The sequence below is a fragment of the Dactylosporangium sp. CS-047395 genome, from assembly GCF_050942185.1.
Lineage (GTDB): Bacteria > Actinomycetota > Actinomycetes > Mycobacteriales > Micromonosporaceae > Dactylosporangium.
In genome coordinates this window covers 951598-978019 of the sequence record NZ_CP192015.1, presented here as the reverse complement: position 1 = coordinate 978019, position 26422 = coordinate 951598, and the positions used below count along the sequence as shown (strand labels likewise).

Here is a 26422-nt window from a genome sequence, read left to right as displayed (position 1 = left end):
TCACCGCATCACGTGCGAAACACGATCGTGAGCGCGGGGAGCGTCAGCCGTTGTCAGACGAGTGGCCCGGGAACAGGTGCGCCGCCGGGTCGATGATCACCGCGGCATTGTTCACCGCAGTAGCCGCCTCCCCGAAGCCGACCGCGATCAGCCGCACTTTCCCCGCGTACTCGCTGATGTCACCAGCGGCGAAGACCCGGGGCAGATTGGTCGCCGTCGTGCTGTCCACGCAGATGTGCCGCTTCGACAGCTCCAACCCCCAGTCCGCCAGCGGCCCCAGGTCGGCCGTGAAGCCCAGCGCGGCCACCACCGTGTCGGCCGGCAGGGTGCGCACCGCGCCGCCCCGCACGGCCACGTCGACGCCCGTGACGCGCGCGGCGCCGTGCAGCTTCGTGACCTCCGCGTTCACCACCATCTCGACGGGCAGGGCCTGCACCCGCGCGACCGTCGAGGCGTGCGCGCGGAACTTGTCGCGGCGGTGCACCAGCGTCACCGAGCGGGCGATCGGCTGCAGCGCCAGCGCCCAGTCGAAGGCCGAGTCGCCGCCGCCCACGATGACGACGTCGTGGCCGGCCAGGTCGGCCAGGTGCGGTACGAAAAAGACGAGGCCCTCGCCCGGAAAGCCGTCCGCCGCCGGAAGGGGGCGCGCGGTGAAGCTGCCCAGGCCGCCGGTGATGAGCACGGCCCCGCACGCCAGCCGCTCCCCCGAGGACAGCGCCAGCACCGGGCGCTCGTCCACATAGGACAGGCCCTCGGCCCGGATCCCGAGAAGGTACTCGGGGTTGAACTGGGCGGCCTGCTCGACCAGGTTGGCCACCAGGTCGCGGCCGCGGATGCCGGGGAAGCCGGCCACGTCGAAGATCATTTTCTCTGGGTACATCGCCGTCACCTGGCCGCCGGGTTCGGGCAGCGCGTCGATGACCGCGGTGGACAACCCGCGAAACCCCGCGTAGTAGGCGGCGAACAACCCGGCCGGTCCCGCGCCCACGATGGCGAGGTCGACTTCCCGCATGAGGCGACGCTACGACAGCTCAGGTTCCACGGATAGGGGGCGGCGCCGGCGGAAGAGCACCGCGGCGACCAGACCGGCCAGGAAGCCGCACAGGTGACCCTGCCACGACACGTCCGGGTCGCCGGGCAGGACGCCGAAGAGCTGCCAGCCGTAGAGGAGCGCGACGAGGAGGCCGACCGCGATGTACCAGAGGCGGCGTCCCACCACCCCCCGCATGAGGATCACGCCGAGGTAGCCGAAGATGACGGCGCTCGCCCCGACGACCACCGTGTTCGCGTCGCCGAGGAACCACACGCCCACGCCGGCCACGATCGCGATGAAGGCGGTCGTGATCCAGAACCGGGCGCCGCCGTCGGCGAGGACGAACGTGCCGAGCAGGATCAGCGGAATGCTGTTGGCCAGGACGTGGTCGAAGCTCGCGTGCAGGAACGGCGCGAAGACGATGCCGTCCAGCCCGTCGATGTGGTGCGGCCGGATGCCGCCGTCCTGGTCGAGCCGGTTGCCGCTGAGCTTGTCGAAGAACTCGATCAGGAACAGCACCGGTACGAACGCGCACATGGCCACGAACGCCCGCCCGATGGACGCGTAGAAGGGCTCGGTCCCGAACCGCGTCGGGTCGGACTGCCGCTCGATGTCGCTCGCCACGCCAAAGTGGTAGCAGAGACGCGCCAGCGCCGCCACACGGACAGGCGTGACGGCGCCGGGGAATGCGTCGGTACTAGTACCAACCGGTCGACTGGCTGTGCGACCACGCGCCGCACGGGTTCTTGTACCGGCTCTTGATGTAGCCGAGGCCCCAGCGGATCTGCGTCTCCGGGTTGGTCTTCCAGTCGGCGCCGACGGAGGACATCTTGCTGCCCGGGACGGCCTGCGGGATGCCGTACGCGCCGCTGCTCTTATTGGAGGCACTGACGTTCCAGTGGCTCTCCTTGTCCCACAGCTTCTCCAGGCACGGCATCTGGTCGAGCCCGAAGCCGGTGCCGACCAGGACGGCGCAGCCGATCTTCTTGTTGCCCGAGTAGGAGTCGCAGGAGCTCGGCACCGGGTACTTCGGCGCGGAGTTCGTGGGCGGCGGGGCCGTCGTGGTGCGGGTCTTGTTGCGACTCGCCTCCTCCTCGGCCTTCTTGCGGGCCGCGTCGTCGGCGGCCTTGGCCTCGGCGGACGCCTCCTCGGCGGCGGCCTTGGCCTTGGCCAGCGCGTCGGCCTCGGCGGGGCTGCTCGGCGAGCGCGACGCGGACGGCGTCGCGGAGGACGAGGAGACGGGGAAGGCGGCGGTGTCGGCGGCTTTGACAGCGTTCGCCGAGTCGTCGTCGTGCTGGGTCAGGCCGGCAATCACGAGGCCGCCGACGAGACCCGCGAGGATCACGAGAGCGAACACGGCTCGGATGGTGCCGACCCGGTGCCACAGCCGGATCACAGGGTCATCCATTCGTCGGGGACAGGGAACCGGCGCCCGCCCCAGCGACGTTCACGGGGGACGGACCCGGACGGGGGTTACCCACCCGCCCGGGCCCTTACGCACCGTGAGCGCCTGATGCCCACTTCCGTGGCTTCACGCGCTCCGGAACCCACCATCGCCTAGTCCATTTGAGGGTGAGAACCCGAACAGCCCTTCTTGTGACCTTAATCACGCCACAATACGGACGCATGTCCTCAAGTCCGGCGCGCGGCCGCCGATGATCACCGCTCGAACGGCAGGTCTTCCAGCAGGTCGGTGACCATTTCGGCGATCGGAGAACGCTCCGAACGGGTGAGGGTCACGTGTGCGAAGAGCGGATGCCCCTTCAGCGACTCGATCACCGCGGCGATACCGTCGTGCCGGCCGACGCGCAGGTTGTCACGCTGCGCGACGTCATGGGTGAGGACCACCCGGGAGTTCATCCCGATGCGGGACAGCACGGTGAGCAGGACCCCTCGTTCGAGGGACTGGGCCTCGTCGACGATCACGTACGCGTCGTGCAGGCTGCGGCCGCGGATGTGGGTCAGCGGCAGGACCTCGAGCATGCCCCGCGCCGCGACCTCCTCCATCACGTTGTCGTGCACCAGGGCGCCCAGCGTGTCGAAGACCGCCTGCGCCCACGGCGACATCTTCTCGGCCTCGTTGCCGGGCAGGTAGCCCAACTCCTGGCCGCCGACGGCGTACAGCGGGCGGAACACGATGACCTTCTTGTGCTTGCGCCGCTCCATGACCGCGTCGAGCCCCGCGCACAGGGCCAGGGCCGACTTGCCGGTGCCGGCCCGCCCGCCGAGCGAGACGATCCCGACCGAGTCGTCCATGAGCAGGTCCAGCGCCACCCGCTGCTCCGCCGAGCGGCCGCGCACGCCGAAGGCCTCGCGGTCGCCGCGCACCAGGCGCACCGACTTGTCCGTCCCGACCCGACCCAGCGCGGAACCGTTCTGCGAGGTGAGCACCAGCCCGGTGTGCACCGGCAGGTCTCCGGCACCGTCGAGATCGACGGCCTCCCCGGCGTACAACTGCTTGACCTCGGCCTCGCTGACGCCCAGCTCGACCATGCCGGTCCAGGTGTGGTCGGCCGCCGGTCCGGGCTGGTACTCGTCCGCGGCCAGGCCCACCGAGCCGGCCTTGACCCGCAGCGGCATGTCCTTGGTGACCAGCAGGACGTCCTTGCCCTCGGCCTGCAGCGCGAGCGCCACGGAGAGAATCCGGGCGTCGTCGGTCTCGGCCCGGAACCCGGCCGGCAGCACGCGCTGGTCGGCGTGGTTCAGCTCGACCCGCAGGGTGCCCCCGGCGTCGGTCAGCGGGAGCGGCTCGTCCAGCCGCCCGTGCTTGGCCCGCAGATCGTCCAGGAAGCGCAGCGAGCGCCGCGCGAAGTAGCCCAGCTCGGGATGGTGCCGCTTACCCTCCAACTCGGAGATGACGACCAGCGGCAGGACCACGTCGTGCTCGCCGAAGCGCAGGAACGCGCCCGGATCGGAGAGCAGCACGGACGTGTCCAGCACGAAGGTGCGCCGGGTGGGCGTGGGGACCGGGTTCTCCTCGGCCTTCTTCCGGGTCCGCCGGACGGCCTTGACGGGCGACGACGCCACGCCTGGGGCCGGCTCCGTAGAGGCGGAGGAGGAAGGGGAGTCTGCTGAGGGACTACGGCGAACGGTCACGGGATCTCCGGGGACGGGCACCTCGCCGCCCGCACTCGCGTCCTCCGACGCCCGCACGGGGTCGGGTGCTTGGCCCCGTGGCTTCACATGCGTTCGCTCGGTCCGGGCCTCGGATGCCGGGGAAAACCCCCGCCACGGCAATGACGCTAACCGGTACTCGCAAAATCCACTAGATCGAACGACCGATTGCCAGCCAATGGGGGTTGAACAACGCCCCTGACCAGCAAAAACGCCACCTGAAACCGGAGCAAACCGACATACACCCCGTCGGGGGATAAATCCGATAAGTCGCGGCGCGCCAGCGCCCGACTTATCGGGGCAAAAACGCCAGTTCAAGTCCCGTAGCGACGCTGACGGTTCAAGTCGCGGCGCGCCAGCGCCCGACTTATCGGGGCAAAAACGCCAGCTCAGGTCCGGTAGCGACGCTGACGGTTCAAGTCGCGGCGCGCCAGCGCCCGACTTATCGGGGCGAAAACCCCAGCTCAGGTCCCGTAGCGACGCTGACGGTTGGCGTAGGAACGCAGGGCTCGCAGGAAGTCGGTGCGGCGGAAGCTCGGCCAGTGCACGTCGCAGAAGTAGAACTCCGAGTGGGCGCTCTGCCACAGCAGGAAGCCCGACAGCCGCTGCTCCCCCGAGGTCCGGATGACCAGGTCGGGGTCGGGCAGGCCGCGCGTGTAGAGGTGGTCCGAGATGTGGTCGACGTCGAGGATCTCGGCCAGCTCCTCGATCGTGGTGCCGGCCTTGGCGTGCTCGTGCAGCAGCGAGCGGACGGCGTCGGCGATCTCGCGGCGGCCGCCGTAGCCCACCGCCAGGGAGACCTGGGCGCCGCCGGCGCGCTCGAGGGTCTTCTCCTGGGCCGCCTTCAGGGCCTGCGCGCTCGAGGCGGGCAGCAGGTCCAGGGCGCCGACGATGCGCAGCTGCCAGGGGTTGCGCTCGTCGGCCAGGTCGGCGGCCAGGCTCTCGATGATCTGCAGGAGCGGGTCGAGCTCCTGGGCCGGCCGGGAGAGGTTGTCGGTGGACAGCAGCCAGAGAGTGACGTGCTTCACCCCGGCCCCGTCGCACCAGCGCAGGAGCTCCTTGATGCGCTCGGCGCCCACCCGGTGCCCGTCGTTGGGGTCGACGTAGCCCATCTCGCGCGCCCAGCGGCGGTTCCCGTCGACGATCACCCCGACGTGGTGCGGCTTCGGCTTGCCGAGCAGCCTCCGGGCGAGACGCTTCTCGTACAGCGAATAAACCACGTCACGCAGGCCCACGGCAGAGAAGAGTAGCGACCCGGCGGGCGAAGCGACACCGTCAGGCGGGCACCGGACAGTATCTGTTCAGTAAACAGCCAAGCGGCCGGTCACCCGACGGACCGGCCGCTCACCTGGTGTTATGCCGCGCCGAGGCGGGCCCGCAGGGCGTCGAGCTCGGCCCAGAGAACTCCAGGCAACTTCTCGCCGAACTGTTCGAACCAGGCCTGGATCTGGGGCAGTTCCGCGCGCCACTCCTCCGGGTCGACGGCCAGGGCCGCGGCCACGTCGTCCGCGGTCAGGTCCAGGCCGGCCACATCAAGAGCACCCGGCGCCGGTACCGCACCGATGGCCGTTTCCACCGCCGCCGCCTTGCCCTCGATGCGCTCGACGACCCACTTGAGCACGCGCGAGTTCTCGCCGAAGCCGGGCCACAGGAACCGGCCGTCGTCGCCGCGGCGGAACCAGTTGACGTAGAAGATCTTGGGCAGCTTGGCGGCGTCGCCGTCCACGCCCTTGCCCATCTCGATCCAGTGCGCGAAGTAGTCCCCGGCGTGGTACCCGATGAAGGGCAGCATCGCCATGGGGTCCCGCCGCACGACGCCGACCTGGCCGACCGCCGCCGCCGTGGTCTCGCTGGACAGGGTGGCGCCGAGGTACACCCCGTGCACCCAGTCCCGCGCCTCGGTCACCAGCGGCACGGTGGTCTTGCGCCGCCCGCCGAAGAGGATGGCGTCGATCGGCACGCCGCGCGGGTCGTCGTACTCGGGGGCCAGGATCGGGCACTGCTCGATCGGGGTGCAGAAGCGCGAGTTCGGGTGCGACGAGAGCTCGTCCGAGTCCGGGGTCCAGTCGTTGCCGCGCCAGTCGACCAGGTGCGCGGGCGGCTCGCCCATGCCTTCCCACCAGATGTCGCCGTCGTCGGTCAGCGCCACGTTGGTGAAGACCGAGTTGCCCTTGGCGAGGGTGCGCATCGCGTTGGGGTTGGTCTTCCAGTCGGTGCCGGGCGCCACGCCGAACAGCCCGAACTCCGGGTTCACGGCGTAGAGGCGGCCGTCCTCGCCGAAGCGCATCCAGGCGATGTCGTCGCCGAGCGTCTCGACCTTCCAGCCGGGGATGGTCGGCTCCAGCATGGCCAGGTTCGTCTTGCCGCACGCGCTGGGGAAGGCCGCCGCGATGTACTTGACCACGCCCTCGGGGCTGGTCAGCTTGAGGATGAGCATGTGCTCGGCCAGCCAGCCCTCGTCGCGGCCGATCACGCTGGCGATGCGCAGGGAGTAGCACTTCTTGCCCAGGAGCGAGTTGCCGCCGTACCCGGAGCCGTAGCTCCAGATCTCGCGGGTCTCCGGGAAGTGCGAGATGTACTTCGTCTCGCTGCACGGCCACGCGACGTCCTGCTGCCCCTCCTCCAGCGGCGCGCCCACGGAATGCAGACACGGCACGAAGGAAGCGTCCGAACCCATCGTTTCGAGCACCGAGGTGCCCATTCGGGTCATGATCCGCATTGAGGCGACCACGTACGGCGAATCGGTCAACTCGACGCCGAACATCGGATTGTCGGCGGTGAGCGGGCCCATGCAGAACGGGATGACATACATCGTCCGCCCCTGCATGCATCCGTCGTACAACTCGGTCATGCGCCGTTTCATCTCTTCGGGCGCCATCCAGTTGTTCGTCGGCCCCGCGTCGGCCTCGTCGACCGAGCAGATGAAGGTGCGCTCCTCGACCCGGGCCACGTCCGAGGGGTCGGTGCGGGCCCAGAACGAGTTCGGCTTGGCCTTCAGCCGGACCAGCGCCCCGCTCTCGACCAGCTCGTCGGTCATGCGGCGCCACTCGTCCGGCGAGCCGTCGCACCAGACCACCCGCTCGGGTCTCGTGAGCTCGGCGACCTCGCGGACCCAGGCGAGCAGCCGGGGATGATCGGTCGGCGCCTGATCCAGGCCGGGCACGGTTACCGGGGCAGACATGCGGTGACTCCTCAGGGTCGGCATTGACCTCGCAACCGCCGGAAGGGTGCGCGAAATCGCGGCGCGCGATGGTGCGAGCGCGTCGTTCGAAATCCGGCGGGTTTCTCTCAGCCTAGGCCCGCACAAGGGCCCCGGCAGCGTGAGAGCTTGTGAAAACCTGCACAAGAACGAGAGACTTTCAAGCCCGTACGCAGAAATTCGCGCGAACTTTTCGTTCAGCGCGCATTACTGCGCAAAGCCTGTCGTGCCTTACCCTGTCCTGCGTGACCGACCTGCAGTCGCCGACCCAGCCGCCGTCCCTCGTGCAGAAGCTCTACGCGCGCTTCGAGGGCCTGGTGCGCGAAGTGGGCAAGTTCGGCACCATCGGCCTGATCACCTTCGTCATCGACACCGTCGTGTTCAACCTGCTCCTCGGGGTGATGAACTCGCTGGTCGCCGGGGCGATCTCGATGACGGTCGCGGCCACCTGCGCGTTCATCGGCAACCGGTACTGGACCTGGCGCGACCGGGCCCGCACCGACCTGCGCCGCGAATACGCGCTGTACTTCCTGTTCAACCTGGGCGGCCTGCTCATCGCGCTGACCTGCCTGTGGGTGAGCCACTACGGCCTGGGCTACACCGGCCGGCTGGCCGACAACATCTCCAAGAACGGCGTCGGGCTCGTGCTGGGCACCGCGTTCCGGTTCATCTCGTACCGTCAGGTCGTCTTCCGCAAGCGCACGGACGACGCCGCCGACACCCCGGGCACCCCCGCCGTCACCCGGAGTGAGTCGGCGGGGTGACCTGCCCCGCACTCGGCCTCGGGCCCGCGCGCGGTTTGGTCGCTTACCGTAAGGTTGGCCGGTGCGATTCGCCAGCAGACTCCGCGACCGGTTTCTCCCCGAGCGCTACCACGCGCTCGCGACCGAGTTGTTCAAGTTCGGCGCGGTGGGCTGCGTCAACACGGCCGTCGACTTCATCCTGGTCAACGCCCTGCTCTTCATCGGGCCGCTGAAGGCCAAGATCATCGCGGTGCTCGTCGGGACCCTGGTCTCGTACCTGCTCAATCGGCAATGGACGTACAAGGGCCGGGAGAGCGGCAGCATGCGCCGCGAGTCGGTGCTGTTCTTCGCGCTCAACGGCGTGGGCCTGCTGATCCAGGAGTCCGCGCTGGCGGTGGCCAAGTACGGGCTGCACTTCAGCGAGGCCAACCCCGACGACCGGCTGGCGTTCAACATCGCCAACGCCGCGGGGATCGGGATGGCGATGATCTTCCGCTTCTGGGCGTACCGGACGTGGGTCTTCACCACCCAGCCCGCCGTCAGCGCCGAGGAGCGCGAGATCGAGGCGCTCGAGGTGGCCTTCTCCGAGACCGCGGTCATCGCCCCGGACGAGCGGCAGATGGAGGCCCTGGAGGCCGCCTTCTCCGACCAGGCGGCCAACCCGCCCGCACCCCGGCAGCCGGCCGAGGAACTGGAGACCCCCGCCGCGAAGCGCTGACGGGGGTCCAGGAAAAGCCGGAAAGCCGGAGAAGCCGAACGTCAGTTGGCCGGCTCCGCGTCGTTCTTGATCTCCCTGACCAGCGCGTCGCGGTCGTCGTCGCCGAAGGTGTGCTTCTGCCGGTCCGCGTCGACCAGCTCGTACAGCACGCTCTGGGTCTTCTCCACCTGCGGCAGGTCGGTCAGCTGCACCTGGCCGCGCTCACCGGCCGACTCGATGGTCAGCGTGCCGCAGCCGAGCATCCGCTCGAACAGCGAGTGGGAGAACGACACGTCGTTGATCCGGCCCATCGGGATGTCCCGGCCGCTGCGCGAGAAGACGCCGCTGCGCATGATGACCCGCTCGTTGGTGAACACGTAGTGGGTGGTCCGCCACTTGATCCACGGCCACACGGTGACCACGATGACCAGGATCAGGGCCACGCCGCCCACGATGAGCATGGGGATCAGGCCCCAGCCCGTGAAGATCGCCAGCACGACGACTGCCGCCGCGGCCAGCACGAACCAGACCACCGGCAGGAACAAAGCCTTCCAGTGGGGGTGCAGGTGCAGCACCACCTGCTCGTCCTTGGTCAGGACGCTTTCCGGGAACCCCACGAAACTCCTCCTCAATCATGAATGTCGGAGGTGAGGCTAGACCCTTCGTGCCATCCCGCGGCATCGCCTAGCCGGACGTGTCCAGCCGCGCGTGGACCACGTCGCCGGCCGCGACCGTCCGCACCGCGCCGAACCGGTCCGTGACCTGCAGGCGGCCGTCGCCGTCAATGCCGCTGGCCTGCCCCTCCAGCACCGGGCCGCCCGGCAGGTCCACGCTCACCCGGCGGCCGATGGTGCCGCAGTGGAAGATGTACGCCTCGCGCAGGCCCGACGCCTCGGGGTCGCCGCCGTGCTCGGCGAAGCGGACGTACCAGTCCGCGAGTGCGCGCAGCAGCGCCCGCAGCAAGGGGTCACGGTCCGTGTTCTCGGCGCCCGCGAGCGCGAGGGACGTCGCGTCGGGCCGCGGCAGCTCGTCCTCACGCAGCGTGACATTGAGCCCGATGCCGAGGGCCACGGCGCCGTCGGCCGCCTCGGCCAGGATGCCGGCCGTCTTGCGGTCGCCCTGCAGCAGCAGGTCGTTCGGCCACTTGAGGTAGGCGTCGATGCGGGCGATCCGGCGCACCGCCTCGGCCAGCGCCACCCCGGCCAGCAGCGGCAGCCAGCCCAGCCGGGCCGGCGGGGCCGTGGGGCGCAGCAGCACGCTGAGCGCCAGCCCGGCCCGCGGCGGCGACTCCCACTGCCGGCCCAGCCGGCCCCGCCCGGCGGTCTGCCGCTCGGCCACCACGACCAGGCCCTGCGGGGCCCCCTCGCGGGCCGCGGCGATCACGTCGGCGTTGGTCGAGCCGGTCTCCGGTACGACCCGCAGGTCCGTCCACAGCCCACCGGGCACGACCAGCGCGCGGCGCAGCGCGGCCGGGCGCAGCGGGGGTCGTCCGAGGTCCGACCAGGCACCGGTGGAAATGTTCACAGCTCGACCCTATGCCGTCGCGATTAGGCTTTCGCACGTGACCATTGAGCAGGCCGACATCCACACGACGGGCGGAAAGCTCGCGGATCTGCAGCGCCGCACCGACGAGGCGGTCCACGCCGGTTCGGCCCGCGCGGTGGAGAAGCAGCACGCCCGCGGCAAGAAGACCGCCCGGGAACGCATCGACCTGCTGCTCGACCCCGGCTCGTTCGTCGAGCTGGACGAGCTGGCCCGGCACCGGTCGACCAACTTCGGCCTGGACCGGACCCGGCCGTACGGCGACGGCGTGGTCACCGGCTACGGCACCGTCGACGGCCGCCAGGTGTGCGTGTTCGCGCAGGACTTCACGGTCTTCGGCGGCAGCCTCGGCGAGGTCTTCGGCGAGAAGATCGTCAAGGTGATGGACCTGGCCATGAAGATCGGCTGCCCGGTCATCGGCATCAACGACTCCGGCGGCGCGCGCATCCAGGAGGGCGTGGTCTCCCTCGGCCTGTACGGCGAGATCTTCTTCCGCAACGTCCGCGCCTCGGGCGTCATCCCGCAGATCTCGCTGATCATGGGACCCTGCGCGGGCGGCGCGGTCTACTCCCCCGCCGTCACCGACTTCACCGTGATGGTCGACCAGACCTCGCACATGTTCATCACCGGCCCCGACGTCATCAAGACGGTCACCGGCGAGGACATCGCCATGGAGGAGCTGGGCGGGGCCCGCACGCACAACACCAAGTCGGGCAACGCGCACTACCTGGCGGCCGACGAGGACGACGCGATCGACTATGTCAGGGCGCTGCTGTCGTACCTCCCGTCGAACAACATGGACGACGCGCCCGTGTCAGACCAGTCCACAGCCGCGCCCGCCGCCCTGGAGGTCACCGACGAGGACCTGGCGCTCGACTCGCTGATCCCGGACTCGGCCAACCAGCCGTACGACATCCACGCCGTCGTCGAGTCGGTGGTCGAGGACTTCCTCGAGGTGCAGCCGCTGTTCGCGCAGAACATCGTGGTCGGCTTCGGCCGCGTCGAGGGCCACCCGGTCGGCGTGGTCGCCAACCAGCCGATGCACTTCGCCGGCTGCCTCGACATCGACGCCTCGGAGAAGGCCGCCCGCTTCGTGCGCACCTGCGACGCCTTCAACATCCCGATCCTGACGTTCGTCGACGTGCCCGGCTTCCTCCCCGGCGCCGGCCAGGAGTGGGACGGCATCATCCGGCGCGGTGCCAAGCTGATCTACGCCTACGCCGAGGCGACGGTACCCAAGGTCACCGTCATCACCCGCAAGGCCTACGGCGGCGCGTACGACGTCATGGGCTCCAAGCACCTCGGCGCCGACCTCAACTTCGCCTGGCCGACCGCCCAGATCGCCGTCATGGGCGCCCAGGGCGCGGTGAACATCCTGTACCGCCAGGAACTCCGCGACGCCGACGACCCGGCCGCGGCGCGCGCCGAGCTGATCCAGGAGTACGAGGACACCCTGGCCAACCCGTACGTCGCCGCCGAGCGCGGCTACATCGACGGCGTCATCCCGCCCTCGACCACCCGCATCGAGATCGTCCGCGCCCTCCGCCTCCTACGCACCAAGCGCGAGACGCTACCGCCAAAGAAGCACGGCAACATTCCGCTGTGATGCACGCCGGCGTGGTTTTGAGGGGGTGTGGGTGGAGCGAAGCTCCCCCACCGCTTTTCAGGACATCGCACGGAATCCAACGGTGCCCGAAAGACCTTCCGTTGCTTCACGCCTTGGGCTGGAAGCTGCCGCGGATGATGTCGTAGATATTGTGGGCGGTCGGCTGGACCCACATCGCCGACGTGCACTCCCAGTAGATGGTCTGTCCCAAGTCCGGGCGGACCCGGCAGCCCAGGCTCGACGCCCGCATCTGCCCCTGGGAGCTGTCGTACGTGTACTGCCAGTCCGCGCAGTCGCCCCAGCCCACGTTGACCGGCTTGATCCCCAGGCCCACGTAGTTCGGGTAGGAGTCGTCCCGGGCCGCCTCCTCCGCCTGCGCGGCCTTCACCAGGTCGCCGGTCGGGGGCTTGGTGGTGGTGGCGATGCCGACCCGCATCCCGGGCACGGTGTTCGACTCGTAGAAGACCATCGGGTCCGAGGGCTTGTACGGCTGCGGGAACCAGCCGACCGGCAGCGCCACCTTCCAGCCGAAGTCCGGGTTCACGATCCACTCGAAGCCCGGCGGCAGCTGGTACAGGTCGCCGCCGATGTCACCGAGCACGACCGGGGACTTCGTCGGGGTCGGGGAGGCCGGGCCCGCCTTGGCCGGGCCGGCGGTGCTGTGCACGCCGCCGATCGGGCCGGCGTTCGGCGGCGAGTCGTCGCGGGTGTCGCTCAGCAGCAGGACCGCGGCCACCACGAGCACCACGGTGGCCGCTCCCGCCACGAGCCACCAGCGCCGCTGCGCGCGCGGCACGGTGGCGTCCGCCTCGTCGTCGACCCAGCGCAGCGGCACCAGCTGGTCGCCGGAGCCGGACGAGCTCTTCACGACCGGCGCGGGAGCGGGAGCGGGGCCGGGTGCGGGGCGACCGTAGGCGTGCAGCAGCGAGACCGGGGCGGGCGACATGTCCGCCGCGACGCCGGGGTCGGCGCTGATCGGGCTGACGTGGGCGCCCACCGGTGTCGGGCTCGGGGTGCCGCCCGTGTGGCCCTCGCGGGAGCGGCGCGGGCGGGGCAGGGCGGGCATGCTCCACCACGGCCGGCCCTCGCCCGCCGCGGCGCGCAGCAGGAGCCGCTCGGTCTCGGCCGCGCCCGCCCGGGCGCGCGGGTCCTTGCGCAGCAGCGCGGCCAGCACCGGCTTCATCACGCCGGCCCGGGTGGGCGGGTCGGGCTCCTCGGTGGCCAGCGCGGTCAGCGTCGCGTACGTCGTCGTGCGCGCGTACGGCGAGCGCCCCTCGACCGCGGCGTACAGCGTGGCGCCCAACGACCACATGTCCGATTCGGGGCCGGAGGTGCCCTCGCGGGCCCGTTCCGGCGAGATGTACTGCGGCGAGCCCAGAATCAGCCCCGGCCGGGTCACGGCGCCGTCGCCGCCCTCGAAGACGGCCAGGCCGAAGTCGGTGAGCACGACCCGGCCGGTGTCGGCGAGCAGCACGTTGCCCGGTTTGACGTCGCGGTGCATGACGCCGGCGGCGTGTGCGGCCCGCAGCGCGCCGAGGACGGCCAGGCCGATCGTGGCCACCCGCTCGGGCGGCAGCGGGCCGTCGTCGGTGATCACCTGGTGCAGGGAGCGCGACGGGACGTACTCCATGACGATCCACGGCGCCTGCTCGTCGTGCACGACGTCGTAGATCCGCACCACGTTGGCGTCGTTGAGCCGGGCCGCCGCACGCGCCTCCCGCAGCGTGCGCAGCCGCAGCTCGTCACGCTCCTGCGGGGTGAGCCCCTCCGGCGGGATGACCTCCTTGATGGCCACGTCCCGGCGCAGCATCTCGTCGCGGGCCAGCCAGACCACGCCCATGCCACCGGAACCGAGCTGCTCGAGCAAGCGGTAGCGCTCGGCGACCAGGGGCCTGGGCGGCGTCATCACCAAGAAAGCTACCCAACCCATGCACCTCCGAAAAACCCCGGTTCTGGTGAAGATCCAACATCAGTCCGTACGCGAGCGCAGCACCATGATCAACAGAATGATCAATCCGATGCCGACCAGCCCGGCTCCGATCAGCGCGACCGGCAGGATCCGCACCGTGTCGAGCACCTTCTGCTGGGTCGCCCCGGACTTGCCGGTGTCGAAGGTGACCGTGACGACCACCGTGTAGTCCTCGGCGTCCTGCACGTTGTCGGCCCCGATCTGCACCGCGCCGGGAATCTCCAGCGGCGCGTTGCCCGGGTTGGGGTTGATCACGCCCGCCACCGACACCGCCGCGTTCTTCGCGGCCGGAGCCTGCGGCTGCTGGATGGTGCACCTGGTCGGGGCCAGGAAGCCCAGCGGGGCCGGGAGCGAGGCCTCGCTGTTGTCGTTGCCGGCCAGCACGGCCCGGCCGGTCGAGCCGTCCTCGCAGTCGATGTCGACGACCAGGGCGCCCGCGCGGCCGTCGACGTCGCCCGCGAAGCGCACGGTGAGCTGCAGCTGCCGGGCCGGGTCGAAGGTGTACGTGGCCGTGCACTTGGCGGCGGGATCGCCGGCCGTGAGCGGTACCACCCCGGCCGCACCGTCGTCCGTGCCCACCGACTCGCCGGGGTCGCACGCGAACGAGCTCAGCCGCCAGCTGCCCTCCACCGTAGAGAGCGGGGCGACCGGGATGACCAGGTATTCGCCGAACGCCAGGGAGGCGGGGACGTCGCCCTTGGCCACCGCCGGCTCGCCCAGCCCGGCCGTGGTCGCCACGCCGGACCAGCCGGGCCGGCCCTCGTTGTGCGGGGTGACGGCGAACGAGGCGGCCCCGGTGCCGCCGACGGTGACCGCGCGCAGCTCCAGCGAGCCGGCCTTGCGGGTCACGCGCAGCGTGCAGTCGGCCGGCGCGGCGGGCGTCAGGGTGACCGTGACGGTCGTCTTGTCCGGCTTGAGCTCCTGCTCGCCGCAGCCGGCGCCGGCCAGGCTCCACGCGGCGGTCTCGCCGGCCGGGGCGGTCACGGTGACCGGGTACGCGCCGGGCAGCAGCGTGCCGAGGTCGGCGCCGGTGGCCACGGACGCCGAGCCGTCGCCGGTCGCGGTCGCGCTCAGGTGCCGGGCCGGGCCGCCGGCCGGATCGCCCACCGTGAGGTCGAAGGCGCCGCCGGGCACGTCGGAGTACAACCGGAGGGTCAGACCGGGCGGGGCGGGCGGCGGCGCGAAGGTGAACGTGCACGTGACGACCTCGCCGGCGGCGAGCGTGACGGTGGCCGTGGCGGTCGGGACGTCGGCCGTGGCCAGGCTCCGCCCGGCGCCGCTCTTGGTGCAGCCGGCGTCGGCGAGCGTCCAGCCCTCGGGCGCGTGGGCCACGACCGTGCCCGCCGCACCGCCCGCGCTGCGCACGAAGGTGGCGTCGGTCCTGGCGTCGACCGAGATCCGCTTGTTCAGCGTGTAGCTCGGGCTGGCGTCGAACGCGAATTGCTGCGGGTACGAGACCGGCGTGCTGGTCCGCGCCCGCACGATGAGCGTGCCGGTGGGCTGGGCGGCCTTGACGTAGTACGCGAAGCAGAAGACGTGCCGGGCGCCGGACGGGTAGCCCAGCCACTGCACGTTGGCGTTCGCGTGCCCGTCGACCGCGCAGCGCAGGGCCCCGAAGCCGTACCCGGTCCGCCCCGACTGCGCGCCGGCCATCAGCGGATCGCCGGGCGTGCCGCCCTGCACCCACAGCTTGTGCTCGGCGGCCGCCTTGGCCTGCTCGTCGGTGAGGGTCACGGTGACCGCGCCGTCGATCGTGTTGCCGGTCTTCTGCCCGGTGCGGTCCAGCAGCTGAACACCGGCCGCGGTCGGCCCCGAGCCGGTGGCCGGGGTCGTGACCGTGGACAGGGCGCCCTTCTTCTCCTGGCCGGGCCCGAGTGAGAACTGCCACCCGTTCAGCGGCGCGCAGCCGCCCGAGTTGGCCGCCTCGACGCCCGGGTCGACCTCGTTGCCGTCGTGGTACGCGTTGGTGCGCCCGGTCGGTGCCGCGTTCTCGGCGTTGTCGTCGCGGACCCGGTTGCCCATGACGCTCTGGTAGTTCTCGCAGGCCCGGGCCACGAAGGTGACTTGGTAGTGCAGCGACGCGGAGACCGAGGCGGGCGTCTCACCCTCGCGGGCCGACGCCGGACTGGCCGCGCCGATCAGCACCACAGCGAAGATGATCGATGCAGCGGCATACATTCGGCGAAACAGGACGTTTGTCAATGCGCCCCCCAATTCGCCATCGACTCCCGTTCCGTTCGAGTATGCGCTGCTGGGGTGTGCGTATGCTCGCAGGACGGCAACGTTTCGCGAACATGGGAGGCTTGGGTGACCGAGGAGCCGCTGTTCAGGGTGGTGCGCGGCACGCCGACCCCCGAGGAGGTGGCCGCGATCGTGGGCGCGTTGTTCAGCCTCCCTCCGGCGCCGGGCGCTCCGGCTCGTCCGCGGTCGCGCTGGGCGCTGAGTGCTCGTCCGGGCCGCCCCCGGCAGTGGCGCGCCGTCGCGGGATCGTGATCGGCGGGAGCGTCGGCCACTTGCGGGCCTCGCGCTCCAGTTGCAGCCGCTCCGCCTCCTGCGGGTCGGGCAGGTCGGCCACCAGCTGCTGACCGCAGGACCGGCAGGTCAGCGCGGCCGACGGGATGCGGTCCAGGCAGTAGGGGCAGTTGCGCAGCTCCAGCGAGCGGCCGCGCTCCACGCCGATCAGCGTCATGAACTTGATGACGATGAACAGGCCCAGCGCGAGCAGGACGAACTGCAGCACATCGTTGAGGAACATGCCGTACCGGATCGGCGTGTGATGCACGTTGATCGCGAGGTTCTTGAAGTCCGGCTGCCCGACCGCGGCCGCGACCGCCTGCAGGAACAGGTTCGTCACGAAGGACTGGATCAGCGTCGCGAACGCGGTGCCGATGATGAACCCCAGCGCCAGGTCGAGGACCGAGCCCCCGGATGGCGATCGCCTTGAACTCCGCCCACAGCCTGCGCACGGTCATAGATGGTAGTTCGCTAACGTTTCCGGACGTGAAGACCTTCATCCTCGCCTCGGCGAGTCCCGCCCGGCGCAAGCTGCTCGCCCAGGCCGGCATCGCGGCCCAGGTGATCGTGAGCGGCGTCGACGAGTCGGTGGTCCAGGCCGGCGACGCCGCCTCGCTCGCCCAGACGCTGGCCGGACTGAAGGCCCGGGCCGTGCTGGGCACGCTCGCCGACCCCGGCGCGCTGGTCCTGGGCTGCGACTCGGTGCTCGCCTTCGACGGGCAGATCCTGGGCAAGCCCGGCACCGCCGCGGAGGCGACCGCGCGCTGGCAGGCGATGCGGGGGCGTTCGGGCGTGCTGTACACCGGGCACTGCCTGCTGGACGCCGCGACCGGGGAGGCGGCCGAGGAGGTCGTCGGCACGACGGTGCACTTCGCGACCCCGGACGACGACGAGATCGCGGCCTACGTGGCCACGGGCGAGCCGCTCGAGGTGGCGGGCGCGTTCACGATCGACGGGCTCGGGGGCGCGTTCGTCGCCGGGATCGAGGGCGACCACACCAACGTGGTCGGGTTGTCGGTACCGACGCTGCGGTTGCTCCTGGCCCGCCTGGGCGTGCCCCTCGTGTCACTCTGGAGCTCATGACCAAGGAGACGCTCGCGCTGAGCCCGGCCCTGCACGACTACGTGGTGGCCAACGGCAGCGCGCCCGACGACATCGTCCGCGACCTGATCGACGAGACCGCGCGGGTGCTGCCGGCGGACCAGGGCATGCAGATCGCGCCCGAGCAGGCCGGCTTCATGACGCTGCTGGCCCGCATCATCGGCGCGCGCCAGGCGGTGGAGATCGGCACGTTCACCGGCCTGTCGTCGATCGCGATCGCCCGCGGGCTGGCCGACGGCGGCCGGCTGACCTGCTTCGACGTGTCCGACGAGTTCACGAGCATCGCCCGGCGCTATTGGAAGCGGGCCGGCCTGGACGATCGGATCGAGCTGCGCATCGGCCCGGCCGCCGAGACGCTGCCGACCCTGCCGGACGAGCCGCACCTGGACCTGGCCTTCATCGACGCGGACAAGACCGGCTACCTGACCTACTGGGAGGCGCTCGTCCCGCGGATGCGCCCGGGCGGGCTGATCCTGGTCGACAACGTGCTGCGGCACGGGCACATCATCGACGCCGACCCCGGCGACGCGGGCACCATCGCCATGATCGAGTTCAATCGGTACGTGCTGGCGGACGATCGAGTGGAGTCGGTGCTGCTGCCGCTGGCGGACGGCCTGACGATCGCGCGACGCCGGTAACCACGTCCAGCCGGACGATCGCCGCCGCCGACACCACCGCGAACAGCGGGACCAGCAGGAACGCGGGGTGCGGGCCGACCCGGTCGGCCAGGGCGCCCAGCGCGAACGGGGCCACGCCGAACGCGATACCCACGGCGAAGGACGTGCGGGCGGCGGCGAGGTCCGGCTGGCCGTCGGAGTGGGCCAGGGCCAGGCTCATGCCGAGCGGATAGTGCAGCCCCATCCCGGTGCCGGCCAGGGCCAGGCCGGCCATCGCCAGCCAGGGCAGCGTCGCCACCCAGAACACCGCGAACCCGGCCAGGCACACCCCGAGCGCCACCAGCAGCATCCGCGACGGGCGGAACACCAGCAGCAGGCGGCCGCCCGCGAGCCGGCCGACGACCATGCCCGCGATCAGGGCCGAGACGCCGGCGGTGGCCACGCCGGCCGAGACGTGGGCGTGCTCGCGCAGCACGTCGCTGCCCCACAGGGTCAGGCAGATCTCGATCGAGCCGGTGGCGAAGAGGCTGGTCAGGGCCAGCCAGAAGGCGGCCGGCAGGGGACGGTGCGGCACCCGGGTCGCGCCGAAGCCGGCCGGTTCGGGCGGCTTCACGCCGGTCCGGCGCGCGTACCAGGCGACGGCGAGCGTGGGCACGACGACGACGGCCAGGCCCAGCCGCCAGCCCCAGCCGGCCGCGTACGTCGCGCCGACCACCAGCGGGGCGACCAGGCCCAGGGCGGCCGCGGCGGCGTTGGCCTCGCTGATCGCGGCCGGCGCGGCGGGGCCGTGGTGGTCGGTCAGCCCGGTGTTGATCGCGTTGACCGTGAAGGCCGAGCCGATGCTGGCCAGCGTCGCGAAGGTCAGGGTCAGGGCCAGATGGTACGCGGCGTACATGCCCAGCGCGGCCGCGCCGATGCAGGCCAGGCCGATCCAGATGAGCCGGGCCCGGCCCAGCCGGCGGATCAGGGCCGGCAGCAGCAGGCCGCCGAGCACGCCGCCGAGGGCGAAGGCGGTGCCGTGCAGGCCGGCCAGCCCGCGGCTGATGTGCAGCTCGTCGCGCAGGATCGGGGCCACCGGGCCGAAGCCGTACATGAAGTACACCCACAGGGCCAGCTGGGCGTACATCACCCAGGTGAGACGGTCGCGCACGAGGCTTGGCACGGCTCATTCTCAAGGGGGCGGCCCCCGATACGAAAGGCCGCCCCCGGTGTTTGTCACTTACGCAAAAGACTCAGCGCACGCCCTTGGCGAAGGCCCGCGAGGCCCACACCACGGTCACGATGGCCAGCCCGCCGATGACGACCGCGGCCTGCCAGACCGAGTCGGCCCCGGCGTTGCCGTCGAACAGGGCGCGCACGCCGTCGACCGCCCAGGAGAACGGGTTCCAGTCGGCGACCGTCTTGAGCCACTTGGGCGCGTACGTCAGCGGCAGCAGGATGCCCGCCGTGAGCAGCAGCGGCTGGGAGATCGTGTTGAGCAGCGGGGCCAGCGCGTCCTCGCTGCGCAGCTTGAGCGAGATGGCGTAGGAGAACGCCGAGAGCATCAGCGAGACCACCGCCATCAGGGCGAACGCGGCGATCACGTCGAGCGTGTGCACCCGCAGGCCGACCGCGACCGCGATGAGCACGATCAGCAGCGCCTGGAACAGCAGCGACACCACGTCGCGCAGCGAGCGGCCGACCAGCAGGGCGAAGCGGCTGACCGGGGTGACCCGGCTGCGCTCGATGACGCCGGCCCGCAGCTCGGCGATCAGGCCGAAGCCGGTGAACAGCGAGCCGAACATCGCCAGCAGCACCAGAAGACCCGGAACGAAGAGTTTGTACGCCTCGGCGTTGCTCTGCACGCCCAGCGCCGGCTTGAGCAGCGGGGCGAAGAGCAGCAGGTAGAACAGCGGCTGGATGATCCCGACGATCAGCCAGACCGGATTGCGCAGCATGAGCTGCATCTGGCGCTGGAAGACCAGCCAGGTGTCGCGGAGGAATTTCATCGGTCAGCTCTCCCTCAGGGAACGGCCGGTCTTGGTGAGGAACACGTCGTCGAGGCTGGGCCGGTGCAGCTCCATCTCGCCGAGGGTCACGCCCGCGTGGTCGAGCAGGCGCAGGATGTGCGGGATGGCGGTGGCGCCGTCGGTGACGTACAGCCGCAGCCGCCCGTCCGCACGGTCGATGTTGCGCACATAGTCCTGGTTGGCCAGCAGCCCGGCCGCGGTCTCCGAGCTGCCGTTGACGCCGACCGTGACCACGTCGCCGGCGACCTCGCGCTTGAGCGCGTCGACGGTGCCCTCGGCCACGATCTCGCCGTGGTCCATGATCGCGATCCGGTCGCACAGGGCGTCGGCCTCGTCGAGGTAGTGCGTGGTGATGAAGACCGTCATGCCCTCGTCGCGCAGGCGGCGCACCTCGTCCCACATGTGGGCGCGGCTCTGCGGGTCGAGCCCGGTGGTCGGCTCGTCCAGGAAGACGATCTTCGGCTCGTGGATGATGCCGAGCGCGATGTCGACCCGGCGGCGCTGGCCGCCGGAGTAGGTCTTGGTTCGGCGGTCCGCGTACTCCGTCAACTGGAACGCGTCCAGCGCCTTGGCCACCCGCCGGTGCGCCTCCGCCTTGCCGATGCCGTAGAAGCGGGCCTGCAGCACGAGCTCCTCGCGGGCGGTGCTCTCGTCCCAGGTGCTGCCGCCCTGCGCGACGTAGCCGATCCGCCGGCGCACCTCGCCCGGGTCCTTGAGCAGGTCGGCCCCGGCGATGGAGGCCTCGCCCCCGTCCGGCGTGATGAGCGTGGCGAGCATGCGCAGCGTCGTGGTCTTGCCCGCGCCGTTGGGCCCGAGAAAGCCGAAGATCTCGCCCTCCTTGACGGAGAGGTCGACGCCCCGGACGGCCTCGACGACCTTCTTCTCGCGACCGGCGCGGGAGCGGAACGACTTGCGCAGGCCCCTCGTCTCGATCATGTCCGTCTCCCTGTCTGTGTGTTCGCAGGGAGACCATAACGCGATATAGTTTTGTCGGTCAAGCTTGAGTATGTCGCGTACTACTCGTCCTCGTCGTCCACCGGCTCGCCGTACTCGGCCCGGATGGCCCGGCGCCAGTCCTCGGCGGTCGAGCCGTCGCCCTCCTCGTCGTGGTGCACACCCTCGCCGGCCTCGATGCGCGCGGCGATGTCGTGGCACCAGCGGGCCTCCGCCTCGCACCGGGCCATCGTCAGCTCGAACTGCCAGCCGACGTGGACCGGCTTGTGCTCCATCCACTTGTCGCCGCTGTCGCGATAGGTCGCCACCCAGCCCTCCAGCAGCCGGGCCCGGGCGCGCAGGGCCCCCACGGCCTCGGCCCGCGGCAGGTGCGGCAGGAACGCGAAGGCGGCCAGGAACGGGTCGGTCGGCTCCTGGTACTCCCACCAGTACTTGCGCAGCAGCGTCTGATACTCCGCGGCGCCGGCCGGGGTCATCCGGTACACCGTGCGGGCCGGGCGGTTGCCGACCTGCTCGGTCGCCACCTCGGCGAGCAGCCCTTCCTCGGACATCTTGCGCAGGGCGTGGTAGATCGAGCCGGGCTGGACGTTGGCCCAGCTCTCCACGTTCCAGCTGGCCAACTCCTTGCGGATGTCATACCCGTGGACCGGCTGGAGGTAGTGGACCAGCCCGAGGATCATCAGACGCGTTACAGACACGACATAAGCGTAATAGAAAAGTTTGACTAACGGCTCGTAGTGATTTTCTTGGCAACGGAAAGTGCCGGAGTCCGGGCATAGACTGCCTGCGTGCGCAAGGTACTGATCGCCAACCGGGGTGAAATCGCCGTCCGGGTCATCCGGGCCTGCCGCGATGCCGGGCTCTCCAGCGTCGCCGTCTATGCCGACTCCGACCGCGACGCGCTGCACGCGCGGCTGGCGGACGAGGCTTACGCGCTGGGCGGCGACTCGGCGGCCGAGACCTATCTGCGCATCGAGAAGCTGATCGACGTGGCGGCGCGGGCGGGCGCCGACGCGGTGCACCCCGGCTACGGGTTCCTCTCCGAGAACGCGGAGTTCGCCCAGGCCGTCATCGACGCCGGGATCACCTGGATCGGGCCCAGCCCGCAGTCCATCCGCGACCTCGGCGACAAGGTCACCGCCCGGCACATCGCCCAGCGTGCCGGCGCCCCGCTGGTGCCCGGCACCGCGGAGCCGGTGGCCGACGCGGCCGAGATCGTCGCGTTCGCCGAGGCGCACGGGCTGCCGGTGGCCATCAAGGCGGCGTTCGGCGGCGGTGGGCGCGGGCTCAAGGTGGCCCGCACGACCGAGGAGATCCCCGCCCTGTTCGAGTCGGCCGTGCGCGAGGCGGTGGCCGCGTTCGGCCGCGGCGAGTGCTTCGTCGAGCGCTATCTCGACCAGCCCCGCCACGTCGAGGCCCAGGTCCTGGCCGATCAGCACGGCAACGTGATCGTGGTCGGCACCCGCGACTGCTCGCTGCAGCGGCGGCACCAGAAGCTGGTCGAGGAGGCCCCGGCGCCGTTCCTCACCGACGCTCAGCGGGCCCAGATCCACGAGTCGGCCAAGGCGATCTGCCGCGAGGCCGGCTATCACGGGGCCGGCACGGTGGAATACCTCGTCGGCAGCGACGGCACCATCTCGTTCCTGGAGGTCAACACCCGGCTGCAGGTCGAGCACCCGGTCAGTGAGGAGACCACCGGCATCGACCTGGTCCGCGAGCAGTTCCGGGTGGCCGACGGCGAGAAGCTGCGCTTCGACGCCGACCCGACCCCGCGCGGGCACGCGATCGAGTTCCGCATCAACGGCGAGGACCCGGGCCGCAACTTCCTGCCCGCGCCCGGCACCGTTACCCAGCTGACCCTGCCGACCGGCCCCGGCGTCCGGGTCGACACCGGCATCGAGTCCGGCAGCGTCATCGGCGGCAACTTCGACTCCCTGCTCGCCAAGGTCATCATCGTCGGCGAGACCCGCGACCAGGCCATCGAGCGCTCGCGCCGGGCCCTCGACGAGATGGTCGTCGACGGCATGGCCACCGCGCTGACCTTCCACCGCAAGGTGGTGCGCGACCCCGCCTTCACCGACTCGCCGTTCCGGGTGCACACCCGCTGGATCGAGACCGAGTGGAACAACGACGTTCCGCCGTTCACCGCGCCGGCGGCCGACGCGGCCGAGGCCGAGACGCGCTCGACGGTCGTGATCGAGGTGGGCGGCAAGCGGCTCGAGGTCTCGCTGCCGGCCGGGCTCGGTGCCCTCGGCGCGGGCGCACCGGCGGGTGCCGCCACGGCCGCACCGCGCAAGCGGGCCGCGGGCAAGAAGGCCGGCGCGGCGGCGAGCGGGGACTCGCTGACCAGCCCGATGCAGGGGACGATCGTGAAGATCGCGGTGGCCGAGGGGGACACCGTGGCCGAGGGCGACCTCATCGTGGTGCTCGAGGCGATGAAGATGGAGCAGCCGCTGAACGCCCACAAGGCGGGCGTCGTGACCGGGCTGCAGGCCAAGGTCGGCGAGGTCGTCTCGTCGGGCGCCGTGATCGCCGAGATCAAGTAGCCGGGATCAGGTAGCCGGCATCGAGTTGCCGGGATCGAGCCGTCAGGCCGCGTGGGCGCCGGTCCGCGAGTTCAGCGGGATGGCGACCACGGCGGTGCCGTAGGCGCACAGCTCGACCCAGGTGTTGGTCACGTCGCGGTGGTCGAAGCGCATGCCGACGATCGCGTTGGCGCCGCGGTTCTCCGCCGCCTGGACCATCTGGCCGACGGCGCGGGCCCGGGTCTGGACCAGGAACTGGGACATGTCCTGGCCCGGGCCGCCCTCGGTGGAGCGCAGGCCGGCCGCGAACGGGTTGCGGGACGTGGCCACCACGCCCAGCACTTCGCCGAGCACGGCGGTGATCTCGTAACCCGGCAGGCCCTCAGTCGTTACTACGAGCACAAAATTGATGGTATGCAGGGCTTTGCAACATACGCGGGGTTACGGGCGATTCATCCGATATCTGACCCCGGGGCGAAACCGCTGACAAGCGCCGCCGGACGGGTACTCCCCGCCCGGCGACCGCCCTAACCGCCACTCACCCGTGGCTCACCTGGGCCGACGGGTTCACCACGATGCCGGCCGCGAAGAGCAGCAGCACGTCCGGCGGCAGGACCGCCCGCGCGCCGATCTGCAGCAGCACGGAGTGCCCGTCCCCGGCCGGAATCTGCAGGTACTGGCCCTCCGGGGTGGTGGTCAGCCAGGACTTGCGGCCGCCGACGTCGACCGGCACCGTCTCCGGGCCGGCGAGCTTCGGCTCCAGCCCGGGCGTCTCGTCCAGCTGCACCGCGATCTTGTCGACGAAGGACTGGTCCGGTGCGACGCCGGGCGGGGCGAAGGTGACCACCGCGCCGCTGATGTTGTCGACGGTCCAGCCGGCCGGCATCACCTTGAACGTGAACGGGGCGGCGGCCTTCTGCAGCCCGGGCCGCAGGGAGGCGGCGTAGTCGGTCAGGCGCTCGAGCGGTACACCCGAATCGGCGTCCAACCGGAGCCAGGACGAGCCCGACGGCTGCCAGACCAGCGACGCGCGCACCCCGGAGTCGGGGTTCGTGGCGTCGTCATCGGACCAGGACCACTGGTACACCGTGGCGGGCAGACCGCCGATCTTCGCCGCGTCCGCCCGGGCCTTCGAGGTCGGCGGGGCGGGCCGCTCGCTGTACAGCGTCACGCTCACCCCCTCCCCCGCCGCCAGCGTCTGCAGCAGCGTCGGGCGGGCGGCGGCCAGCATCACCACCGGCTCGCCGTAGCCCGCGCCGGCCGGGGCCGCGAAGGGGAAGGTGACCGAGGCCGGCACCGTGGACGGCACCAGGTCGGTCTCGTCGGCGACCGCGGCCGACGAGCCCACGCCGGGCGGGGCCGCCGGCACCGGGGACAGGTCGTCAGCGCCGCCGCGCAACGCGTAGGGCAGCCCGGCCCCGATCGCCACCAGGGCCACGATGCCGGTGGCGCGGGCGGCCATCCGGGTGCGCCGGCCGCGGCGGGCCGACTCCGTGGTGACCGTGCTCAGCATCGCTCCACCCGGCGGCGCGGCCACCGCGAACTGGCGCAGGGCGTCGCGAAGCCGGTCCTCGACCTCGTCGTCGTTCATGATCTGCCTCCCGGCGCGGACACGGCATCCCGGTCGTTCGCCAGGGCCGCACGAAGCTTCTTCAGGGCGTGGAACGCGTGCACTCGAACGGTGGACTCGGAGCAGCCGAGGAGCCGGGCGATCTCCGCGTCCGGGAGGTCCTCGTAGTAGCGCAGGACCACGACGGCACGCGGCGAGCGCGGGAGCGTGCGGAGCAGGGTCCACATCGCGTCGGTCTCGGCCAGGCGGTGCGCCTCGTCCCCGGTCGGGCGCTCGGGGATCTCGGCGATCGGCCGTTCGGCGAAGGAGCGGCGGCGGCGCCACGAGAGGTACTGCCGCAGCATCGTCTTTCGCACGTAGGGCTCGGGACCCTCGTCCCAGAGAATGCCGGACCAGCGGCGGTGCGCCCGCACGAGCGCCTCCTGCACGAGATCCTCGGCGAGGTGACGGTCCCCGGTCAGCAGGTAGGCGAAGCGGAGCAGGGCATGCGACCGCCCGAGCACGAACTCGGTGAAATCGACCTGCACAGACCCCTCCAGCGGCGGTGGTTCCACCTGCGTAGACGAGGGACGACCACCCGTACGTTTACGGGTCGCGCGGAGTCGGGTCGTCGTACTGCCCGGAGCGCCCCGAATACGCCTTGCCGTCGACGATCGGCCAGGCATTGGCCACGCAGCCGTGCAGGCCGAGCGTCTGCTGCTGCATGACCGGCGCGGGCCGGCCGGGGCCGGGGCACAGCTCGTGGCCGTGGTAGAGCCGGTGCCCGGTCTCATGATTGATCACGTACTGCCGGTACGTCGCCAGATCCGCACCGTAGTCCGGCACCCCGTGCGCCCAGCGGGCGACGTTGACCACCACGCTGTTGCCGTTGCGGCAGCTGGTGTACCGGTCGAACGAGCTCGCGCACAGCTTGTCCCGGGTCGCCGGGGTGGCCAGGTAGATCGTGAAGTCGTAGCGGTCCCCGGAGCCGGCCCGGCGCAGCCGCCACTTGCCGGTCCCGGGCCAGCTGCGCGGATCGGCGAAGACGGCCTCGACCGACTCGGCGAACGCGGCGGCCGAGATGCCCGTGATGTCGCGCTCGACGGCGATGCGGTAGGTGAGCAGCTGACCGGTGGTACCAATAACGGGACCTCCGGCCGCGGCGACCTCATAGCTGCCGCCGCCCTCCTTGGGGTAGTCGATCTGGGGAACCGGTGCGTTCACGGGGCCGCGCGCCGCCTCCACGGCGC

At 71.1% G+C, this 26422-nt stretch carries 25 protein-coding genes and 1 pseudogene; 7 read left to right on the top strand and 19 right to left on the bottom strand.

All coding sequences use genetic code 11. The features are described 5' to 3' along the window. Positions 1-43: 43 nt before the first annotated feature. The 6 genes from ACQP00_RS04560 to ACQP00_RS04535 all read right to left on the bottom strand — a co-directional run bounded on the left by ACQP00_RS04560 (position 44) and on the right by ACQP00_RS04535 (position 7328). On the bottom strand, positions 44-1012 hold the full coding sequence (locus ACQP00_RS04560) for an NAD(P)/FAD-dependent oxidoreductase (protein ID WP_433214749.1): 969 nt from the start codon (positions 1010-1012) through the stop codon (positions 44-46). Between the two features lie 9 nt (positions 1013-1021). Further along, entirely contained in the window at positions 1022-1657 is a 636-nt protein-coding gene (locus tag ACQP00_RS04555) for a rhomboid family intramembrane serine protease (RefSeq protein WP_433214746.1), read from the bottom strand. A 73-nt stretch (positions 1658-1730) separates the two neighbouring features. Next, positions 1731-2390, bottom strand: coding sequence for a lytic transglycosylase domain-containing protein (locus tag ACQP00_RS04550; RefSeq protein ID WP_433214743.1), 660 nt, complete (start codon positions 2388-2390; stop codon positions 1731-1733). A gap of 302 nt (positions 2391-2692) precedes the next feature. Beyond that, positions 2693-3973 carry a PhoH family protein gene (locus ACQP00_RS04545; protein ID WP_433223688.1) on the bottom strand — a complete coding sequence of 427 codons (1281 nt, stop codon included), beginning with the start codon at positions 3971-3973 and terminating at the stop codon, positions 2693-2695. A 638-nt stretch (positions 3974-4611) separates the two neighbouring features. Next, positions 4612-5382 (bottom strand): isoprenyl transferase, encoded by a 771-nt coding sequence (locus ACQP00_RS04540; RefSeq protein WP_433214740.1) that lies wholly within the window; start codon positions 5380-5382, stop codon positions 4612-4614. A 119-nt stretch (positions 5383-5501) separates the two neighbouring features. Next, positions 5502-7328, bottom strand: coding sequence for a phosphoenolpyruvate carboxykinase (GTP) (locus tag ACQP00_RS04535; protein WP_433214737.1), 1827 nt, complete (start codon positions 7326-7328; stop codon positions 5502-5504). Between the two features lie 263 nt (positions 7329-7591). On the opposite strand from ACQP00_RS04535, the gene ACQP00_RS04530 reads away from it, so the two are divergent. Both ACQP00_RS04530 and ACQP00_RS04525 read left to right on the top strand, forming a co-directional pair. After that, complete coding sequence (locus ACQP00_RS04530) at positions 7592-8110, top strand: GtrA family protein (protein WP_433214734.1); 519 nt, start codon at positions 7592-7594, stop codon at positions 8108-8110. A gap of 61 nt (positions 8111-8171) precedes the next feature. Further along, positions 8172-8807 (top strand): GtrA family protein, encoded by a 636-nt coding sequence (locus tag ACQP00_RS04525; RefSeq protein ID WP_433214731.1) that lies wholly within the window; start codon positions 8172-8174, stop codon positions 8805-8807. 41 nt (positions 8808-8848) lie between these two features. On the opposite strand, the gene ACQP00_RS04520 is transcribed toward ACQP00_RS04525, so the two are convergent. Next, entirely contained in the window at positions 8849-9403 is a 555-nt protein-coding gene (locus ACQP00_RS04520) for a PH domain-containing protein (protein ID WP_433214728.1), read from the bottom strand. A 67-nt stretch (positions 9404-9470) separates the two neighbouring features. After that, entirely contained in the window at positions 9471-10304 is an 834-nt protein-coding gene (locus ACQP00_RS04515; RefSeq protein WP_433223686.1) for a biotin--[acetyl-CoA-carboxylase] ligase, read from the bottom strand. On the opposite strand from ACQP00_RS04515, the gene ACQP00_RS04510 reads away from it, so the two are divergent. Then, positions 10303-11934, top strand: a complete 1632-nt coding sequence (locus ACQP00_RS04510; protein ID WP_433214725.1) for an acyl-CoA carboxylase subunit beta — start codon at positions 10303-10305, stop codon at positions 11932-11934. The genes ACQP00_RS04515 and ACQP00_RS04510 overlap by 2 nt on opposite strands. Positions 11935-12040: 106 nt before the next feature. On the opposite strand, the gene ACQP00_RS04505 is transcribed toward ACQP00_RS04510, so the two are convergent. Further along, positions 12041-13840, bottom strand: a complete 1800-nt coding sequence (locus tag ACQP00_RS04505) for a serine/threonine-protein kinase (protein WP_433214722.1) — start codon at positions 13838-13840, stop codon at positions 12041-12043. 63 nt (positions 13841-13903) lie between these two features. Further along, positions 13904-16051: a prealbumin-like fold domain-containing protein gene (locus ACQP00_RS04500; RefSeq protein WP_433214719.1), complete on the bottom strand. Its 2148-nt coding sequence runs from the start codon at positions 16049-16051 to the stop codon at positions 13904-13906. A gap of 159 nt (positions 16052-16210) precedes the next feature. Between ACQP00_RS04500 and ACQP00_RS04495 the strand changes: the two genes are divergently transcribed. Next, complete coding sequence (locus ACQP00_RS04495; protein WP_433214717.1) at positions 16211-16396, top strand: acyl-CoA carboxylase subunit epsilon; 186 nt, start codon at positions 16211-16213, stop codon at positions 16394-16396. A gap of 238 nt (positions 16397-16634) precedes the next feature. Here the strand turns inward: ACQP00_RS04495 and ACQP00_RS04490 are convergent. Next, positions 16635-16769, bottom strand: a pseudogene (locus ACQP00_RS04490) (hypothetical protein); the annotation flags it as partial. 62 nt (positions 16770-16831) lie between these two features. Between ACQP00_RS04490 and ACQP00_RS04485 the strand changes: the two are divergent. Beyond that, on the top strand, positions 16832-17500 hold the full coding sequence (locus ACQP00_RS04485) for a Maf family protein (protein WP_433214714.1): 669 nt from the start codon (positions 16832-16834) through the stop codon (positions 17498-17500). Next, the gene (locus ACQP00_RS04480) at positions 17497-18156 is read left to right on the top strand and encodes an O-methyltransferase (RefSeq protein WP_433214711.1); all 660 of its coding nucleotides are present in this window, start codon (positions 17497-17499) and stop codon (positions 18154-18156) included. Before ACQP00_RS04485 ends, ACQP00_RS04480 begins: the two co-directional genes overlap by 4 nt. Here ACQP00_RS04480 and ACQP00_RS04475 read toward each other — a convergent pair. From ACQP00_RS04475 to ACQP00_RS04460, 4 genes are all read right to left on the bottom strand, one after another. After that, positions 18071-19297 (bottom strand): MFS transporter, encoded by a 1227-nt coding sequence (locus ACQP00_RS04475; protein ID WP_433214708.1) that lies wholly within the window; start codon positions 19295-19297, stop codon positions 18071-18073. The two genes, ACQP00_RS04480 and ACQP00_RS04475, sit on opposite strands and share 86 nt — an antisense overlap. Before the next feature lie 70 nt (positions 19298-19367). Beyond that, positions 19368-20123: an ABC transporter permease gene (locus ACQP00_RS04470; RefSeq protein WP_433214705.1), complete on the bottom strand. Its 756-nt coding sequence runs from the start codon at positions 20121-20123 to the stop codon at positions 19368-19370. Positions 20124-20126: 3 nt separating this feature from the next. After that, positions 20127-21080 carry an ATP-binding cassette domain-containing protein gene (locus ACQP00_RS04465; protein ID WP_433214702.1) on the bottom strand — a complete coding sequence of 318 codons (954 nt, stop codon included), beginning with the start codon at positions 21078-21080 and terminating at the stop codon, positions 20127-20129. Between the two features lie 80 nt (positions 21081-21160). Further along, positions 21161-21796 carry a PadR family transcriptional regulator gene (locus tag ACQP00_RS04460; RefSeq protein ID WP_433214699.1) on the bottom strand — a complete coding sequence of 212 codons (636 nt, stop codon included), beginning with the start codon at positions 21794-21796 and terminating at the stop codon, positions 21161-21163. 90 nt (positions 21797-21886) lie between these two features. Here ACQP00_RS04460 and ACQP00_RS04455 point away from each other — a divergent pair, with 90 nt between their 5' ends. Further along, positions 21887-23644, top strand: a complete 1758-nt coding sequence (locus ACQP00_RS04455; RefSeq protein ID WP_433214696.1) for an acetyl/propionyl/methylcrotonyl-CoA carboxylase subunit alpha — start codon at positions 21887-21889, stop codon at positions 23642-23644. Between the two features lie 42 nt (positions 23645-23686). Here ACQP00_RS04455 and ACQP00_RS04450 read toward each other — a convergent pair whose 3' ends face one another. The 4 genes from ACQP00_RS04450 to ACQP00_RS04435 all read right to left on the bottom strand — a co-directional run bounded on the left by ACQP00_RS04450 (position 23687) and on the right by ACQP00_RS04435 (position 26396). Then, on the bottom strand, positions 23687-24025 hold the full coding sequence (locus ACQP00_RS04450; RefSeq protein WP_433214693.1) for a YbjQ family protein: 339 nt from the start codon (positions 24023-24025) through the stop codon (positions 23687-23689). A 136-nt stretch (positions 24026-24161) separates the two neighbouring features. Next, positions 24162-25214, bottom strand: coding sequence for a hypothetical protein (locus tag ACQP00_RS04445; protein WP_433214690.1), 1053 nt, complete (start codon positions 25212-25214; stop codon positions 24162-24164). After that, positions 25211-25720, bottom strand: coding sequence for a SigE family RNA polymerase sigma factor (locus ACQP00_RS04440; protein ID WP_433214687.1), 510 nt, complete (start codon positions 25718-25720; stop codon positions 25211-25213). The genes ACQP00_RS04445 and ACQP00_RS04440 overlap by 4 nt, the downstream gene beginning before the upstream one ends. 58 nt (positions 25721-25778) lie before the next feature. Beyond that, positions 25779-26396: a DUF3152 domain-containing protein gene (locus ACQP00_RS04435; RefSeq protein ID WP_433214684.1), complete on the bottom strand. Its 618-nt coding sequence runs from the start codon at positions 26394-26396 to the stop codon at positions 25779-25781. Positions 26397-26422 lie beyond the last annotated feature (26 nt).

Coding starts and splice junctions, on each gene's coding strand:
- ACQP00_RS04465 (WP_433214702.1), bottom strand. CDS start 21,080: ATGATCGAGACGAGGGGCCTGCGCAAGTCGTTCCGCTCCCGCGCCGGT.
- ACQP00_RS04470 (WP_433214705.1), bottom strand. CDS start 20,123: ATGAAATTCCTCCGCGACACCTGGCTGGTCTTCCAGCGCCAGATGCAG.
- ACQP00_RS04485 (WP_433214714.1), top strand. CDS start 16,832: ATGGCGATCGCCTTGAACTCCGCCCACAGCCTGCGCACGGTCATAGAT.
- ACQP00_RS04445 (WP_433214690.1), bottom strand. CDS start 25,214: ATGAACGACGACGAGGTCGAGGACCGGCTTCGCGACGCCCTGCGCCAG.
- ACQP00_RS04560 (WP_433214749.1), bottom strand. CDS start 1,012: ATGCGGGAAGTCGACCTCGCCATCGTGGGCGCGGGACCGGCCGGGTTG.
- ACQP00_RS04505 (WP_433214722.1), bottom strand. CDS start 13,840: ATGACGCCGCCCAGGCCCCTGGTCGCCGAGCGCTACCGCTTGCTCGAG.
- ACQP00_RS04535 (WP_433214737.1), bottom strand. CDS start 7,328: ATGTCTGCCCCGGTAACCGTGCCCGGCCTGGATCAGGCGCCGACCGAT.
- ACQP00_RS04480 (WP_433214711.1), top strand. CDS start 17,497: ATGACCAAGGAGACGCTCGCGCTGAGCCCGGCCCTGCACGACTACGTG.
- ACQP00_RS04510 (WP_433214725.1), top strand. CDS start 10,303: ATGTTCACAGCTCGACCCTATGCCGTCGCGATTAGGCTTTCGCACGTG.